Annotated in this window: 18 protein-coding genes; 13 read left to right on the top strand and 5 right to left on the bottom strand. The window is 37.7% G+C overall.

Annotation, left to right across the window (positions count from 1 at the left end):
- Positions 1-8: 8 nt before the first annotated feature.
- From ACY2RU_RS13765 to ACY2RU_RS13705, 13 genes are all read left to right on the top strand, one after another.
- A complete protein-coding gene (locus tag ACY2RU_RS13765) occupies positions 9-488 on the top strand; it encodes a hypothetical protein (protein WP_490139052.1) in 480 nt (159 codons plus the stop codon).
- 18 nt (positions 489-506) lie between these two features.
- Complete coding sequence (locus ACY2RU_RS13760; RefSeq protein WP_490139051.1) at positions 507-965, top strand: OsmC family protein; 459 nt, start codon at positions 507-509, stop codon at positions 963-965.
- A gap of 6 nt (positions 966-971) precedes the next feature.
- Positions 972-1874: an ABC transporter ATP-binding protein gene (locus ACY2RU_RS13755; protein ID WP_490139050.1), complete on the top strand. Its 903-nt coding sequence runs from the start codon at positions 972-974 to the stop codon at positions 1872-1874.
- Positions 1874-2602 carry an ABC transporter ATP-binding protein gene (locus ACY2RU_RS13750; RefSeq protein WP_490139049.1) on the top strand — a complete coding sequence of 243 codons (729 nt, stop codon included), beginning with the start codon at positions 1874-1876 and terminating at the stop codon, positions 2600-2602. Before ACY2RU_RS13755 ends, ACY2RU_RS13750 begins: the two co-directional genes overlap by 1 nt.
- A complete protein-coding gene (locus ACY2RU_RS13745; RefSeq protein ID WP_490139048.1) occupies positions 2599-3705 on the top strand; it encodes an ABC transporter permease in 1107 nt (368 codons plus the stop codon). Before ACY2RU_RS13750 ends, ACY2RU_RS13745 begins: the two co-directional genes overlap by 4 nt.
- A complete protein-coding gene (locus ACY2RU_RS13740; protein WP_490139047.1) occupies positions 3705-4826 on the top strand; it encodes an ABC transporter permease in 1122 nt (373 codons plus the stop codon). The genes ACY2RU_RS13745 and ACY2RU_RS13740 overlap by 1 nt, the downstream gene beginning before the upstream one ends.
- 325 nt (positions 4827-5151) lie before the next feature.
- Positions 5152-6609, top strand: a complete 1458-nt coding sequence (locus ACY2RU_RS13735; protein ID WP_490139046.1) for an NAD(P)/FAD-dependent oxidoreductase — start codon at positions 5152-5154, stop codon at positions 6607-6609.
- Between the two features lie 14 nt (positions 6610-6623).
- The gene (locus ACY2RU_RS13730) at positions 6624-6761 is read left to right on the top strand and encodes a hypothetical protein (protein ID WP_490139045.1); all 138 of its coding nucleotides are present in this window, start codon (positions 6624-6626) and stop codon (positions 6759-6761) included.
- 237 nt (positions 6762-6998) lie between these two features.
- Positions 6999-8312, top strand: coding sequence for a TolC family protein (locus ACY2RU_RS13725; protein ID WP_490139044.1), 1314 nt, complete (start codon positions 6999-7001; stop codon positions 8310-8312).
- Positions 8313-8385: 73 nt separating this feature from the next.
- Complete coding sequence (locus tag ACY2RU_RS13720; RefSeq protein WP_490139043.1) at positions 8386-9465, top strand: efflux RND transporter periplasmic adaptor subunit; 1080 nt, start codon at positions 8386-8388, stop codon at positions 9463-9465.
- 127 nt (positions 9466-9592) lie between these two features.
- Positions 9593-12787: an efflux RND transporter permease subunit gene (locus ACY2RU_RS13715; RefSeq protein WP_490139042.1), complete on the top strand. Its 3195-nt coding sequence runs from the start codon at positions 9593-9595 to the stop codon at positions 12785-12787.
- Positions 12788-12823: 36 nt separating this feature from the next.
- On the top strand, positions 12824-13129 hold the full coding sequence (locus ACY2RU_RS13710) for a hypothetical protein (RefSeq protein WP_490139041.1): 306 nt from the start codon (positions 12824-12826) through the stop codon (positions 13127-13129).
- A 21-nt stretch (positions 13130-13150) separates the two neighbouring features.
- Positions 13151-13336 carry a YgaP family membrane protein gene (locus ACY2RU_RS13705; protein ID WP_490139040.1) on the top strand — a complete coding sequence of 62 codons (186 nt, stop codon included), beginning with the start codon at positions 13151-13153 and terminating at the stop codon, positions 13334-13336.
- Between the two features lie 149 nt (positions 13337-13485).
- Here ACY2RU_RS13705 and ACY2RU_RS13700 read toward each other — a convergent pair whose 3' ends face one another.
- The 5 genes from ACY2RU_RS13700 to ACY2RU_RS13680 form a co-directional block, all read right to left on the bottom strand.
- The gene (locus tag ACY2RU_RS13700; RefSeq protein WP_490139039.1) at positions 13486-14799 is read right to left on the bottom strand and encodes a DUF3570 domain-containing protein; all 1314 of its coding nucleotides are present in this window, start codon (positions 14797-14799) and stop codon (positions 13486-13488) included.
- Between the two features lie 122 nt (positions 14800-14921).
- Positions 14922-15134, bottom strand: coding sequence for a DUF4266 domain-containing protein (locus tag ACY2RU_RS13695; protein WP_490139038.1), 213 nt, complete (start codon positions 15132-15134; stop codon positions 14922-14924).
- Complete coding sequence (locus ACY2RU_RS13690; protein WP_490139037.1) at positions 15131-16111, bottom strand: FAD:protein FMN transferase; 981 nt, start codon at positions 16109-16111, stop codon at positions 15131-15133. The genes ACY2RU_RS13695 and ACY2RU_RS13690 overlap by 4 nt, the downstream gene beginning before the upstream one ends.
- Positions 16112-16113: 2 nt before the next feature.
- Positions 16114-16554, bottom strand: coding sequence for a thioredoxin family protein (locus ACY2RU_RS13685; protein ID WP_490139036.1), 441 nt, complete (start codon positions 16552-16554; stop codon positions 16114-16116).
- A 143-nt stretch (positions 16555-16697) separates the two neighbouring features.
- On the bottom strand, positions 16698-17396 hold the full coding sequence (locus ACY2RU_RS13680; RefSeq protein ID WP_490139035.1) for a VIT1/CCC1 transporter family protein: 699 nt from the start codon (positions 17394-17396) through the stop codon (positions 16698-16700).
- Position 17397: the final 1 nt, after the last annotated feature.

Below are 17397 nucleotides of genomic sequence, written 5' to 3'. Positions count from 1 at the left end.
AAATAATTATGATAAAATCTGTAATTACTATACTGCTCATTGCAATCACCCTACTAACGGGTTGCAATAGCACCGAAAAGCAAAAAGAAACTGAAAATGCTGATATTCAAGCGCAAGTACAGGAACAAGAAGATGATCTGTTAAGCACTCAATGGAAAAAAGATATTCAATTAAACGATGGCGCGAAATGGGCGGCAAATTTAGAAACTACCCAGGGAGTCAAAGAGATGCAAAACATAATAAAGGATCATGCAACATCTACTATGGAAGAATATCACCATATGGCGAATCAACTAAATGAAGTTAAAAATACGGTTGTAAAAGAATGTACCATGAAAGGAGCTTCTCATGACAATTTACACATTTGGTTATATCCACTTATCGAAAAAATTAATGCCTTAGCTGAAACAAATAATCTTGACGAAGCAACATCTATTAAATTAAGTATTGAAGATAATCTAAATGCTTACACCACTTTTTTTCAATAAAAATTAAATTATATCATCATGGAAAGACATAGTTATAATGTTACTATTAATTGGACACAAGACCGAAAAGGGATGATGTGTTCACCCGAGTTAGAAAACACCGAAACCCACGATACTCATTGTATCGAAGTGGCTACACCTCCCGAATTTCCAGGAGGTATGAAAAATATTTGGTCACCAGAGCATTTGTTCACTGCAGCCGTAAGTAGCTGTTTGATGACCACTTTTTTAGCTATTGCTGAAAATTCAAAATTAGATTTTATCAGTTTTAAATGTGGCTCGAAGGGCTTTTTGGAAAAAGTGGAAGGTAAATTTATGATCAGCGAAGTGCTGTTATTCCCTGAAGTAATCATTAAAGACGAATCTCAGCGAGAACGCGCCGAGCGAATCTTAGAGAAATCAGAAAAGGCTTGTTTAATTTCAAATTCAATTATTTCTAAAGTTACTATGGAATCCAAGATCATTGTTCAAAATTAGCGTTAGGTGAGTATTTCTATCAACCATATTAGTAAATCATATAAAAAGGTAAATGCCTTACAAGACATTAGCTTCGACATAAAAGCAGGTGAACTTTTTGGGCTTATTGGTCCGGATGGTGCAGGTAAAACCACTCTTTTCCGAATTTTAACCACCTTATTGATTGCTGATGAAGGTACAGCTACCGTTGCTGGCTTTGATGTGTTTGAAGATTATAAGAAAATTAGGAATAATGTTGGTTATATGCCCGGAAAGTTTTCCCTCTATCAAGATCTAACGGTCAAAGAAAACTTAAACTTCTTTGCAACCATTTTTGGAACTACCGTGGAAGAAAACTACGATTTAATTAAAGATATCTATGTTCAAATAGAACCTTTTAAAAATCGAAGAGCTGGAAAGCTATCTGGCGGAATGAAGCAAAAACTAGCTTTATGTTGTGCATTAATTCATAGACCAAAAGTTCTATTTTTGGATGAACCCACAACTGGTGTTGATCCCGTTTCGAGAAAAGAATTCTGGGAAATGCTTAAACGCCTTCAGAAAAAAGATATCACAATTCTTGTTTCCACTCCTTATATGGACGAAGCCGAACTTTGTGATCGTGTTGCGCTTATTCAAGATGGAAAGATCTTGGAGATCGATACGCCTCAGGCTATTGTAAAGCACTATCCAAAATCAATTTACAATGTTCGCGCAAACAATATGTATCAGCTAATAAGCAGTTTAAAGGCCTATGAATTTAACCATAGCGCATATCCATTCGGCGAGTTTATACATTACACAGATCGTAGAACCGACTTTGATCCAGGGCACTTACTGCAATATTTAAAATCCCGAGATCTTTCAAATATTATAATTGAAAAGACAGTACCTACAATTGAAGATACCTTTATGGAATTAGCCAAATAATGAGCAGCGAAAAAGTAATAGCAGTAGAAAAATTAACCAAAATGTTTGGTGACTTTACAGCGGTTGATGCCATTACATTTGATGTTAGAAAAGGAGAAATATTTGGTTTTTTGGGAGCAAATGGTGCAGGAAAAACAACAGCCATGAAAATGCTGATCGGTATTTCTAAACCAACTTCTGGGATTGCGACTATTGCTGGATTTGATGTATTTAAAGATGCCGAAGACATTAAAAAGAACATTGGATACATGAGTCAGAAATTCGCTTTATACGACGATTTAACCGTAAAAGAGAATATCACCTTCTTTGGTGGCATTTACGGCCTATCAAGAAAAAAAATCAAAGCGAAATCGGATGCACTAATTGAAGAATTAGGCTTAGAGAATGTAGCTAACAAACTAGTAGGCGGTTTACCTTTGGGGTGGAAACAAAAGATCTCCTTTTCAGTTGCCTTACTTCACGAACCAAAAATTGTTTTTCTGGATGAACCAACAGGAGGTGTTGACCCAATTACCAGACGACAGTTTTGGGAAATGATCTATAAAGCAGCACATGAAGGCACCACCATTTTTGTGACCACTCATTATATGGATGAAGCCGAATATTGTGATCGGGTGTCTATTATGGTTAATGGGAAAATTGAAGCATTAGATACACCAAAGAACCTTAAAGCACAATTTGAGGCAGCAACTATGAAAGATGTCTTTATAAAACTAGCCCGAGGATGAAAAGATTTATAGGCTTCGTAAAAAAAGAATTCTACCATATTTTTAGAGATAGACGTTCGTTGTTTATTCTCTTCGGAATGCCTATCGCCCAGATCTTACTATTTGGATTCGCAATTACCAATGAGATCAATAATGTTGATATTGCTATTCTCGATCATTCAAAAGACGCTACCACAACCGAAATAATCAATAAAATAGCTGCCTCGAACTATTTTAGTATCAAGCAAATAATTGATCGCGAAGCAGATATAGCTTCCGTTTTTGAAAAAGGAGAGGTCAAGGCTGTATTAAATTTTGAAAGAAATTTCAGCAAAAACCTGATCACAAAACACAAAGCCACTGTTCAAATTATTACAGATGCTACAGACCCAAACACCGCAAATACAATTAGTAATTATGTAAATGCCATCCTTCAGCAATATCAAAAAGGCTTAAATAAAGACGTTACAATTGTCTATCAAATTATTCCTCAAACCAGAATGGTTTACAATCCCGAGCTAAAAAGTGTTTATATGTTTGTTCCCGGTGTTATGACCATTATTTTAATGTTGGTCTCGGCAATGATGACCTCTATTTCAATTACAAGAGAAAAGGAATTAGGAACAATGGAAATACTGCTAGTGTCACCATTAAAACCCTTTCAGGTGATCATAGGAAAGGTTTTTCCTTATATTTTTCTGTCGATCATAAATGCAGTGGTTATAGTGATGCTGAGCATTTTTATATTTAATATGCCCGTGCAGGGCAGTTTGTTCTTGCTGGCTTTAGAAAGTATCTTGTTTATTATAAGTGCTTTGGCCTTGGGTATACTGATTTCGACCATATCAGCTACACAGCAAACCGCAATGATGATCTCATTAATGGGATTGATGCTTCCCGTAATTTTACTTTCGGGGTTTATTTTCCCTATCACTAGTATGCCCTTACCGCTTCAAGTCATTAGTAATATTATTCCCGCCAAATGGTTTATAATCATAATTAAAGGAATAATGCTCAAAGGTGTAGGCTTGCAATACCTTTGGAAGGAAACCCTAATTTTATTAGGAATGACTGTGTTTTTTATAGCATTGAGTATTAAGAAGTATAAAATTAGATTAGAGTAATGAAAACTATAGTCTATATCATACAAAAAGAGTTTAAGCAGATCTTTCGAAATAAAGGTATGCTACCAATCATTTTTGTATTGCCCCTACTCCAACTTATTATTCTATCAAATGCAGCCACTTTTGAAGTGAAGAATATCAAATTTGGTTATATCGACAACGACCATTCATCAACATCTAGAGCGCTCATAGAAAAGTTTAATGCATCGACTTATTTTGATGTGTCAAGCAGGTTTTCTTCGGAAAAAAAAGCAAGTGAAGCCATGCTCAAGGGAGTTGTCGATGTGATTATAGATGTTCCTCCCTACTTCGAACGCGATCTATTAAAAGAAAAACATACTACTTTGGGTGTTACTATCAACGCCATTGATGGTGCAGCTGCTGGTGTTGAGAATGTTTATATAACACAGATCGTACAACGTTTCAATCAGCTTATAAAAATTGATCTTGGGCAAACTTCCGATAAGCAATTTCAAGTGTCTAATATTGAAACCATTCCATTATTCTGGTACAATGAAACGCTGAATTATAAAACATTTATGGTACCCGGGATTTTAGTACTCTTGGTAACCATGATTACGTTGTTCCTGTCAGGAATGAACATTGTACGCGAAAAGGAAATTGGAACCTTAGAGCAAATTAATGTGACTCCTATTAAAAAGAGCCAATTTATCATAGGTAAATTATTTCCATTTTGGGTCATCGGAATTGGCTTATTGACCATTGGATTGATTATAGCAAAACTCATTTTTGATGTGCCAATGCTGGGTAGTTTAATACTGATGTATTTCTACACGTCTATTTATATTTTGGTGATTTTAGGCATTGGTTTATTCATTTCAAATTTTACTGACACCCAACAGCAAGCTATGTTTATCGCTTGGTTCTTTACCGTTATTTTTATTCTAATGAGCGGTCTGTTCACTCCTATTGAAAGTATGCCAAGATGGGCTCAGATCCTTACCGAATTTAACCCAATAAAATACTTTGTTGAAGTGATGCGAATGGTGATGCTGAAAGGTTCAGGCTTTATGGATATCCTTCCGCAGCTATTAAAAACCTTATTATATGCCCTTATAATGAATGGCTTAGCCGTATGGAGCTATAAAAAAACAAATTGAAAATTTAGGAGCGGCCAAATAAAACAAGCTTTCTAAAGAAGAATTTGAATGCGTAATGAATAAGAGTAGTTCAGGTTTGTGATGATCTGATAAAGAACTTTTACTCCTTATCTTTTTTCTTGGATAATTTAACTGCCAACCAAATAAAACCTACTAAAAAATGAAGCAAGATAATGCCGGCTACAATGTATATCGTGATATTTGAATTATCTTTCATACAACTCTGTTTTACAGCACAAAATTAATCTTAAATTAAAATTACAAGTGTAACCTAAGTTACTGTGCTAATTTAAAATGCCCATTATCTTTAATAAAAATTAAAGTAATGTCAAAAATCGTCATTTTAGGTGCAGGAATCTCTGGCCATGTGGCCGCTGCACATTTACGCAGAAAACTACCTAAAGAACATGAGGTTGTTGTGGTATCGCCAAATAGTAACTACCAATGGATTCCATCCAATATTTGGGTGGGGATTGGAAGAATGAAATCTAAACAGATTTTGTTTCCGCTAGCACCATTGTACAAAAGGAAAGGCATTGGATACAAACAAGCAAAAGCTACTGCCTTTTATCCTGAAGGTGACAAAACAGAGCAAAAACCTTATGTTTTAACCGAATATGTAGCAGGAGAACGAAAAGGGCAGCAAGAAAAAATAACATATGATTATCTGATCAACGCAACAGGTCCGAAATTAAATTTTGAGGCAACTGAAGGATTGATCCCTGGACAAAACAAAACGTATTCCGTTTGTACATATACACATGCCGATCATGCCTGGGCAGGTTTAAAAACCTTGATCGAAGAGATGAAACAAGGAAAGAAAGCTAAAATTTTGATCGGTACGGGGCACGCAAAATCAACTTGTCAGGGAGCTGCTTTTGAATATATCTTAAATGTTGAACAAGAACTTCGGAAACATAAGGTTCGCGAAATGGCAGAAGTGACCTGGATCTCGAACGAATATGAATTAGGCGATTTTGGAATGGATGGGATGCTTTTAAGTTATGGAGGTATGACTATGAAATCTCATGAAATGGTCGAAATGATCTTTGAAGATAGAGATATAAAGTGGATCCTTGGAGCAGGTGTAAATAAGATCGAAGATGGATTAGCATATTATGAAAATCTAGAAGGTGAATACCAAACAGAAACGTACGATTTTGCCATGTTAATTCCGTCATTTTCTGGTCATGGTTTTAAGGCTTACGATAAAAACGAAAACGATATTACTGAAAAACTCTTTAAAGGTTTTATGATCGTGGATGCAGATTATAGCCCGAAAGCTTATGAAGATTGGTCTGTTCAAGATTGGCCGGAAACCTATCAAAATCCGAGTTATAAAAACATTTTTGCCCCTGGAATTGCCTTTGCACCACCACATGCGATTTCAAAACCGAGAAAAAGCAAAAACGGAACTGATATTTCACCTTCCCCGCCTCGTACAGGAATGCCATCTGGTATCACCGCAAAATTGGTGGCAGATAATATAATAGATTCTATAAAAAGCGGCAAAGAATCTTTACATCACAAAGGCAGCATGGGAAATATGGGAGCTGCTTGTATTGCTTCGGCGGGTTATGGTTTAACCACAGGAAGTGGTGTAAGCATCACAACCTATCCCATTGTACCAGATTATCATAAATATCCAAAAACACAGGGAAGACAATTGGGCAAAACCTTTGGTGAAATAGGATTAGCGGGGCATTGGCTAAAACTTGCTTTGCACTACGCTTTTATTTACAAGGCTAAAATGCGCCCTTTTTGGTGGTTAATTCCCGAATAAAAAAACAAAAAATTATGACACAACGTATTTCAAAATATCAAAGATTCAAAATGATGAACCCCATCATTCAGTTCTTCAAGTTCATTTATTTAAGTATAAAAATAATGATCGTGGTAGCTGGAGGGCATGGTGGAACTCGAAAGGCAAACTGATTTGATAGTCAGTTTTTAGTTGGTTGGTTGTTAAAAGGCATTTGTACTTATTATAAATGCCTTTTTTATGTGACATAAAACCAAACAGAGATCTACTACTTGTACAAAAAAGTATAAGCGTTACTCTCACAACTATTGCTCAAACACCCTTTTTAGGGGTGTTTATTTTTATAGGTAACCTATGTTACTTACAAAGGCGTTTATCTGCCGTATTTTTGCATCATAAATAATTATAAAATGAAATACAAACTACTAGTTTTAACCATTACTTTTTTAAGTGTTGTTTCAGTGCTTACTGCGCAAGAGGTTATTCCTATTACAAAGTCTGAAGTTTTAAATAAGGTAACCCAAGACAATACTTCTTTAAAAATCTCTGAACAAGAATTTTTTGAAGCAAAAGCAGATTACAGCCAAACAAATGCTGTTTTTTTGCCAAATATTACGGCGAGCCACACGGGTATAGCTACAACTAATCCGTTGATGGCTTTTGGTTCTAAACTGAATCAGGAGATCTTAACGCAATCCGATTTTAATCCGCAGTTCTTAAACAATCCCGCTCAAATTCAAAATTATGCAACAAAGCTAGAAATACAGCAACCCTTGATCAATTTGGATGGTATTTACCAGCGTAAAGCTGCAAAATCGAAAATGAATGCCATGTCTTTAAAGCAAGAAAGAACAGCAGATTATTTAACATTGGAAGTTGAAAAGGCTTATATGCAGTTGCAATTGTCTTATAAAGGTGTCGAAGTACTAGAAAAAGCGCTACAAACAGCTTTGGAAAATCAAAAATTAGCCAATAATAGTTATGCCCAAGGATATTTACAACGTGCCGATGTGCTAAACGTAGAGGTTCGTGTGACTGAGCTACAAAACCAGATACAATCTGCTAAGAGTAATGTTCAAAACGCTTCCAACTACCTATCTTTTTTAATGAACGATAAAAGCTATGTAATCTATCAACCAAGCGATCTTTTATCTGTAGATACATTTGCTGCGGAAAGCAATAATGGCATTTCAGAAAATCGAGCAGATATTAGAGCGATGCAGCTGGCTAGTAACGCTTATGAAGCTATGAATAAAGCCGATAAAATGGCCTTTTTACCACGTTTGAATGCCTTCGGAAGTTATGAGTTATATGACGACGAAATTTTTCAAGGTGACGCTAATGGTTATTTAATTGGAGCGCAATTAAGTTGGGATCTGTTTCAAGGTTCTAAACGCTTCGGAAAAGCGCAAAAAAGCAAAGCAGAATTTGAAAAATCAAAATTGGAATACGAACAGTATGTTTCGCAAAGTAATTTGGAACTCAAAAAAGCGGAACGGATGCTACTAGACGCAAAAAACAAACTAAACTTAACCACCTTGGCCATGGAGCAGTCTGAAGAATCTTTGCGCATAAGAGGTAATCGGTTTAAAGAGGGACTTGAAAAAACATCCGATCTCTTGCTTGCCGAAACGCAATACGCACAAAAGCAGCTGGAATATTACCAAACTATTTATGAATACAACTACGCTCAGGCGTATTTACAGTTTTTGACCAAAGAATAACCTTGTGATTGCGATCATGATAATAGAACATTGTCGAGTGGAACGCGGTCGAGATCTAAATAAAAAGAATAAAATGAAAAAATATACACTATTATCTATTGTTTTAACAGCCTCACTTTTGATGGCAAGTTGCGGTAATGACACAAAACAGACGGAAGTGGACAACACTCCCGCTGTTCAGGTGCAGGTGAATAAAGTATCTGAAAATAGCAACAGTCCGTTTCTTTCAGTGAGTGGTAAAATTCAGTCTGTTAATAATGCCGATTTAAGTACCAGAATGATGGGCTTTGTTAAAAAAGTACCAGTAAAGGTTGGTGACAAAGTAAAGAAAGGACAATTATTGGTCTCTATCAACAACACAGATCTTCAAGCCAAAAGTGCACAAGTAAATGCAGGCATCACCGAAGCTACCGTAGCTTTTAATAATGCTGAAAAAGATTACACTCGTTTTAAAAATTTATTTGCAGATAACAGCGCCTCGCAAAAAGAATTGGATGATATGACCGCGCGTTATGAAATGGCTAAAGCGCGCTTGGAAGCTGCCAAACAAATGAAAAATGAAGTAAACGCTCAATATGCGTATACCAACATTACAGCTCCTTTTGCCGGTATCATTACGGCAAAGAACGTTGAAGAAGGAGATATGGCTAATCCAGGGCAACCGCTAATTTCGTTAGAGACTCCAGGGAATTTTGAAGTAATGGCAATGGTTCCGGAAACTGAGATCTCTCAAATAACTCAAGATGTTGAAGTTGATGTTTTGATAAAATCAATTCAGAAAACGCTAAAAGGCAAGGTTTCAGAAATAAGTACATCGGCAAAAAATACAGGCGGTCAATATTTGGTAAAGATTTCTTTGGAAAAAACAGACGCAAAGATCCTTTCAGGAATGTTTGCTTCGGTTCAATTTCCTGTAGAGAAAAAATCCTCTGTAGAAATGGTTTTGATACCAACGGAGGCGATCGTCCATAACGGGCAATTATCTGGAGTTTATACGGTAAGCACTAGTAATACCGCTTTATTGCGTTGGTTAAGACTGGGTAGAACTTTTGGGGACCAAGTAGAGGTTTTATCAGGTTTATCACAAGATGAGACTTATATTTTATCTGCTGATGGAAAGCTATACAATGGAGCTAAAATTACAATTCAATAACTAAAGAGACGCGTTAAGGATAGCAGCGGCATCCTTTTTTATGGTCGCATTGAGCGAGAGCGAAATGTGACAAATCATAAAAAAGATATAGCGGATAGCCTGTTAAAACGCCAAAAAAAATATAAACATGAAAGAAGGTATCGCAGGAAAAATTGCAAAGATCTTTATACAATCGAAGCTTACAGTGCTTCTAATGATCGTATTTATGGTCGTTGGCGTATATAGTTCGTTTTTAATTCCGCGCGAGGAGGAACCACAAATTGACGTGCCTATGGCCGATATTTTTGTAGGCTATCCCGGCGCGAGCCCTACTGAGGTTGAATCTCGAGTCATCAAGCCTTTAGAACAATTGATCTCAAACATTAAAGGTGTTGAATATGTGTATTCTACCTCGATGAAAGAGCAAGGTATGGTCATTGTGCAGTTTTATGTAGGTGAAGATATTGAGCGTTCGTTTGTAAAACTCTATAACGAGATCAACAAGCACATGGATCAAATGCCTGATGGTGTGACATTTCCGTTGGTAAAAACACGTGCTATTGATGATGTTCCTATGCTGGGTCTGACCCTGTGGAGTGAAAATTACAACGATTACCAATTGAGTCAGATGGCCCAAGAGTTAGAGGCTGAGATCAAAAAGATCAATGATGTTGCCATTACGCATAAAATTGGTGGGAGAGATCGTCAGTTACGTGTGGTTTTAGACAAAGACAAACTGGCCGCTAGTGGCTTAGATTTTTTGTCTGTTTCTGAAATGATCAAAGCGAATAATGCGCAGTTAAATTCAGGGAGTTTTGATAAAAATGATACCGAATTTTTAGTGAATACGGGTTCTTTTTTAGCTTCCGTGACCGATGTTGAGAATTTGGTGGTAGGCGTGCAGCAAGGCCGGCCTATTTATTTAAAGCAGGTCGCAGCAATCATTGATGGACCTGAAGTGCCACAAAACTATGTAAGTCTTGGTTTTGGGAAAGGAAGTGAAAAAGCTTCGCAGCACACTTCTGAGTATCCGGCCGTAACTATCTCAATTGCAAAACGCAAAGGCGCTGATGCGATGAAGATCTCGGAAGTGATCATTGCTAAAGTGGAGCATTTACGCAAAACATTAATTCCCGATGATGTTCATGTTGAAGTCACCAGAAACTATGGAGAAACGGCGTCACACAAGGTGTCAGAGTTACTTTGGCACCTTATTGGATCCATCTTTGCGGTAACGCTTGTGGTGATGTTAGCCATGGGTTGGCGTGGTGGTTTGGTGGTATTCTTATCTGTGCCCATTACTTTCGCACTTACTTTGTTGAGTTATTATATGCTCGATTATACCTTAAACCGAATTACGCTTTTTGCTTTGGTATTTGTGACGGGGATCGTGGTAGATGATTCTATTATTATTGCCGAAAATATGCATAGGCACTTTAAGATGAAGCGGCTTCCGTTTAAACAGGCAGCCTTGTATGCGATCAATGAAGTTGGAAACCCAACTATACTGGCCACGTTTACAGTAATAGCATCTGTTTTGCCTATGGCTTTTGTTTCAGGACTCATGGGGCCTTATATGGCGCCAATGCCTATTGGAGCATCAATCGCAATGATATTATCCTTATTTGTTGCTTTGACCATTACACCTTATTTGGGGTATATTTTCCTAAGAGAAAAAGAGAAAAAAGGGAAGGTTTCAAAAGCTGAAAAGCCATTGGAGGAAACCTTTATTTATCGCGTTTATAATAAATTTGAACGCCCGTTGATGGAGAGCAAGGCAAAGCGTTGGTTGTTTTTAGGCGGAACCTTTGTACTCTTATTAGGAACCATGGTATTGTTTTTTACCAAATCGGTTGCTGTAAAAATGCTACCGTTTGATAACAAGAACGAATTTCAGGTAGTTATTGATATGCCAGAAGGCACTACACTTGAACGAACTGGTGTTGTTGCGCAAGAGATCTCTCAATATTTATCGACTCGCCCTGAAGTAGTGAACTACCAAAATTATGTGGGTACTTCGGCTCCAATCACATTTAATGGTTTGGTGCGGCATTACGATCTGCGTGGCGGAAGCAATATGGCAGATATCCAGGTTAATTTAACCGACAAAGGAGAACGCAGTGCGCAGAGTCACGATATTGCAAAATTATTACGTCCAGATATTCAGCAGATCGCTGCAAAATACAACGCCAATGTAAAATTGGTTGAAGTCCCACCAGGGCCACCCGTATTATCTACTATTGTAGCCGAAATTTATGGCCCTGATTACAATGAACAAATAAAAATTGCGAATCATGTTCAAACGATCCTAAAAAATACGGATGATGTGGTGGATATTGATTGGATGGTTGAAGCAGACCAGACCGAATATCGATTTAATATAAATAAAGAAAAGGCGATGTTGTATGGGGTTGCACCTCAACAAATTGCTTACACCATGAATATGGCCTTGTCTAACAGACCAATCACAAACTTGTATGACGAAGATGCGTCTAATCAAGTTGGCTTGGTATTGACGTTAGATGAGAAAGAAAAATCGACTATTTCAGATATTTCTCAATTAAAAGTAAGCTCGAAACAAGGCAATATGGTGCCTATTGCTGATCTGGTGGAGATCACCCAAAATACGGCGGCAAAAAGCATTTACCGCAAAAATCAAAAACGTGTGGTATATGTATTGGCCGATATGGCTGGTGATCTTGAGAGTCCGGCCTATGCTATTCTGGGAATGGAAGATAAATTAAAAGAAATAGCGCTTCCTGAAGGATATGGCATAAACGAAATGTATTTGGGTCAGCCAGAATATGAAGATGATTACACGGTGAAATGGGACGGAGAGTGGCAAATTACTTTGGAAGTGTTTCGCGACCTAGGAATCGCCTTTTTAGGCGCCATTATTTTGATATACATTTTAATCGTAGGGTGGTTTCAAAACTTTAAAGCTCCTATTGTGATGATGGTTGCAATTCCTTTATCCTTGATCGGAATTATACTGGGGCACTGGATCATGGGTGCTTTCTTTACTGCTACTTCATTTATTGGAATGATCGCTTTAGCAGGAATTATGGTACGAAACTCTGTATTGCTGATTGATTTTATCAATCTAAGAACAGCCGAAGGCGTACCTTTAAAGCAAGCAGCAATTGAAGCTGGAGCTGTACGAACCACTCCTATTTTACTTACCGCCGGGACGGTTGTAATAGGTGCGTTTGTAATATTATTTGATCCTATTTTCCAAGGATTGGCCATTTCTTTAATGGGAGGAACCATTGTGTCTACGGTGCTTACCCTTTTGGTTGTACCCTTGGTCTATTATATGATCGAAAAGAAAAATTATAAATAATCTATCTGTGCCAGCACAGACAAAATACATGTACTTATGAAATTAGTAATCGTAACGGCAGTTGAGGAGTTTCAAAAAGAGGTTTCGAAGCTCTTTAAAAAAGCAAATATTGAAAATTTTAGCAGTTCAGATATTGATGGGTTTAAAAATGGACCATCTGTTTTGATGGCTTCAAATTGGTTTTCGGGAGAAAAAGCTGGCAATGAATCTCGTCTTTTCTTTTCTTTTACTGAAGATGAACACATTGATTCATTATTTGAATTAATTACTGAATTCAATACAAATCTAGAAACAAACAACCCGATTAAAGCGGTGGTTGTTCCTATTGAAAAATTTATTTAAACTATAAAAAAAAAGAACAAAATGTTAAATACATATTTTAGAGTGATCGTTGGAATTATGATATTACTGAGTGTAGTGCTCAGCGTTTATGTAAGCCCTTATTGGATGTGGTTTACCGTATTCATTGGTGTGAACATGATCCAATCAGCTTTCACTAAATGGTGCTTATTAGAAGTTATATTAAAAGCATTCGGTATTAAAAAATAATACTGCCGCAAGCTGTTCTGTTGAAAAATAAAGCGCCATTTTAAACATAGAAAATAGTCTTTGCGTTGTCGATAGCGCGTATTTTCCATATGAAAATAGCCGATCTCTTTTAGAGATCGGCTATTTGATTTTTACTAAAAAATGCTGGATTAGTCCATCACAAACTTAAAACCAGCGGTAATAATACTTGATGTAAAGGAAGTATCTCTATCGTATTGATAAAACTTTAAGTCGATACTTTTGAGTCCGAAATCCCAAACATGAAACTTTGCAAAGATATCGGTGTATGAAATTCCGAAGCCAAGCTGATTCGCTGCATATTCAGAAAGGTCATAGTCTGAAGTATAAAATTCGTCTGTAGACAATGCGCCTTCGTAGGGTCTAAAATAATCTGCTGCGGTTTGATTGTAAAAACGGTATGACGGATACAGTGTAAACTTATCTGTGATCTTTACTGGCACCTCAACACTTGCGGTATGTGAATTGATTCCCCAGTCATCAAAGTAATAACGATAGAACGTTCTAACGGTTATGATCTCATTGAGATACCAGTTTAAACGCCCCCCAACAGCTACTTTAAAGCGCGCATCTGGCAAACGCTCAATCGCATCGGCCAACTGGAAATCATCAATAAACGAATCTGCTACATCTCCGAAATAGACACGCTGAAAAGGTGTAGATAATAATCCGTCTTGTTGCACAAAATCGAGTGCAAGCGAGCCCTGAACATTTTTGTGTAAGATCTGTGAAAAGCCGAACCCTAAGGAATATGAATTCCGACCTTCGCTGTCGAATGCGGCAAAGCGCGGACTGTAATTAGCATTTCCTGTTATGGTGTTTTGCGTAAACAAACGATCATTGAGCCCACTTCCACCATCTCCAAATGGTCTTAACTCGGTGGGATATATGGCATTCCATGTGTCAATATAAACATTACCATTTACGCTAACTTCTGTGTTTTTTTCGTTGAAGAGCTTGGTATAGCTCCCCCCTACTCCAACAGAAAAATAATCATACTCTGAAGAGATCGACAATTTTGCAGACCATATATCATTTCGATCGTCTGAGCTATGACTATAGCTACCTGTAAGGTTTGCCCAAAGGTCACTTTCTGAGGCCCCAGACGATGCCTGAAACGGATCTGCTGGACTGCTGCCATCAAAGGGGCCAACATTGCTTGAAGATGCAGATGTATATGCAGAAACACCCGCGTCAATGGTTAGTACATCGTCATCGTTTAGCGGAATTGAAACGACAAAGGTTCCGGTAATATCTGTTAGTTCTTCGGTACCAATACCACCACTTACGGCGGCATTATCACCGTCTTGTGTGTAGTAGCTTGTAAGGAAATCTACTTCGGTGGTCTCAAGTACTCGTTTTTTATAAACTTGGGTTGAGTCTTGCGCCAATGAAATTGCAGAGACAAGAAGAGCGCAACCAACTATTATTTGTTTTATTGTCATATTGTATCGGATAAGGGATTGAGCGGTCTGTCTGAACTCTTTTATAACGTTTTACGTTATAAAAAGTGAGTAGTGAAAGCCCGGTCGTGTTCCTTTTTGAACACGATAGCCCATATTTGTTATTAATTACAGCCGCAGCCGCCTCCTGTTTTTCCTCCATTGGCACCTACAGCAGCTTCTCTGTAGGAATGTGCAGTACTTACGTTACGGTCGCATTTTTTTTCTGAAAGCGCCATATCGGGATCATTAATATTTACTTTTTCATACTCTTTGACCACCACGCAACTGGTTAGTGAACCGGCAAGGATTGTGATCATTAAAACCTTTTTTATCATATTTTGTCTATTTCTATATTCTTTGATTTAGTGATATTTCCTGCATCATCTATTATGATGCATTCTATTTGAGGTAGTTGATTGATACGGTCGAGTCCGGTTTCTTTTCCCATGACAAACACAGAGGTTGCGAGTGCATCTGCGAGTTCTGCTTTGGGAGCAAAAACAGTGACACTAATGATTCCGCTGGATGGATATCCGGTACGCGGATCGATAATATGAGTATATCGCTTTCCATTAAAATTGACGTATTTCTCGTAGTTTCCAGAGGTAACTACAGCACCATTTTTTATGGGAAGCAAGGCAAAAACTTTGTTTTTATCCATCGGATTGGTAATGGCCACTTTCCAGTCGGCGCCATTGGGTTGATTCCCCCAGGTATTCATATCTCCCGAAGCGTTAATGATACCAGCGGTGACCCCTTTTGAGGCAAGCAGCGCCTTAGCCTTATCGGCAGCATAGCCTTTCCCGATAGCTCCAAAGCCTATCTTCATACCTTCTAAAGCAAGATAAACGGTACGCTGTTCTCGATCTAAGAGGATATTTTGATATCCAACTTTTGCTACAGAAGCACTAATTTCTTCTTCGGAAGGCATTTGGATCATACTTCCATCAAATTTCCAAATACGATCCATAGAGGCATAGCTAATATCGAATGCGCCATCTGTTAGCTTTGAAATACCAATGGCTCTTTCTATAAGATCGAACAATTCGGCATCAACTTTTATGGGTTTAATTCCGGCATTTCTATTGATCTCGGAGGTTTGCGAATTTGGATCCCAAGACGATATGAGTTTCTCTATTCGTGAGATCTCGGAAACCGCCATATCAATAAATAGATCTCCTTGCTCTTGATCTTTGGCAACCACAGTTATGTCGAAACGGCTCCCCATTAACTTAAGGGTACGTTTATACATTTCCTGAGCGCTACTAAGATTTGAAAGACCTAGAATAAAAATAAGTAGAATGGCTCTCATTTTTATTTGATAAAAGAATTTAGTGTATCTATATACGCTTTAGGCGTTGTCTTTTTATAGCTGGTCTCACCTAAAACATTACCATTGCTATCGAGCACAACGACAAAAGGAAAAACACCGCTTTTATTATAGGTTTCGGCCAATTCTGCATTCGCTTTTGTTTGTGCTGCTGGCAAGGCATTCTTCTTTCTTCTTGGAAAATCTGCTTGTGCCATTATATAGTGATCTTTTGCATATTTTTTAAAAACCTCTGTACTCCACACCTCTCGATCCAGTTTAATACAGGGCGCACACCAGTCTGATCCTTGAAAAACAAGTACAATTGGCTTGTTTTGCTTTCTAGCCATTTCTTTTGCAGTTTCGAAGTTGGTATTCCATTCTTGGGCAAATGTTATTGTAACGCTTACGAACATAAGTGCTACTGCCAATATTGTTTTTTTCATCGTGTTCTATATTAAATTCGTTCTTGCTTAGTCAATGATTACTATAATACCTATCAACGTTTATAGCTTTTTTTTGTTGTTAAAATGAAACCTTTTTTGAACTTATTTCTCTAAAGTTTATACTCCTTTTTCTTTACAGAAGACTATGCGATATTTATATTGAACAAATATCCGATCAAAGCTGTTAATCCCATGGCTAGGGTTCCCCAGAAAGTGATCCTTAAAATTGCTTTTGTAGGGTTGGAACCGCCTGCTCTTGCTGCTATTATCCCTAATATTACTAGAAATAATATAGCGAACGCATATTGGATGTATTCCATATACGCTAACGGCCCAATAAAAGCCACAACGACCGGAAGAAATCCGCCTACAGTAAAAGCCACTCCAGATGAAAGAGCAGCCTGTAAAGGTTTTGCTTCGGTCATTTCTGTGATACCCAACTCATCTCGGGCATGTGCTTCTAGCGCGTTATGTGCAGTTAATTGTTTAGCGACCTCCATGGCCGTTTGAGCTGTTAGTCCTCGTTCTTCATAGATTTTTGATAATTCGACTAATTCTTCTTCTGGGGTATCAATAAGTTCTTGTTTTTCACGAGCCAGATCAGATTTTTCGATATCTGTTTGAGAACTTACCGAAACATACTCCCCTGCCGCCATTGACAAAGCACCTGCAACTAAGCCCGCTACTCCAGCAAGTAAAATGGGTTCACGAGTACTGCTTGCAGCGGCTACCCCAATTATAATACTTGCAGTAGATAGAATACCATCGTTAGCCCCCAAAACCCCTGCTCGTAACCAACCACTACGAATGATATAGTGTTTTTCTCTAGTTTGCTTGTCCATA

The organism is Ulvibacter sp. 2305UL32-6, assembly GCF_058148545.1.
Note: the sequence above shows the minus strand (reverse complement) of the source record. Positions and strands in the feature narration are given on the sequence as shown.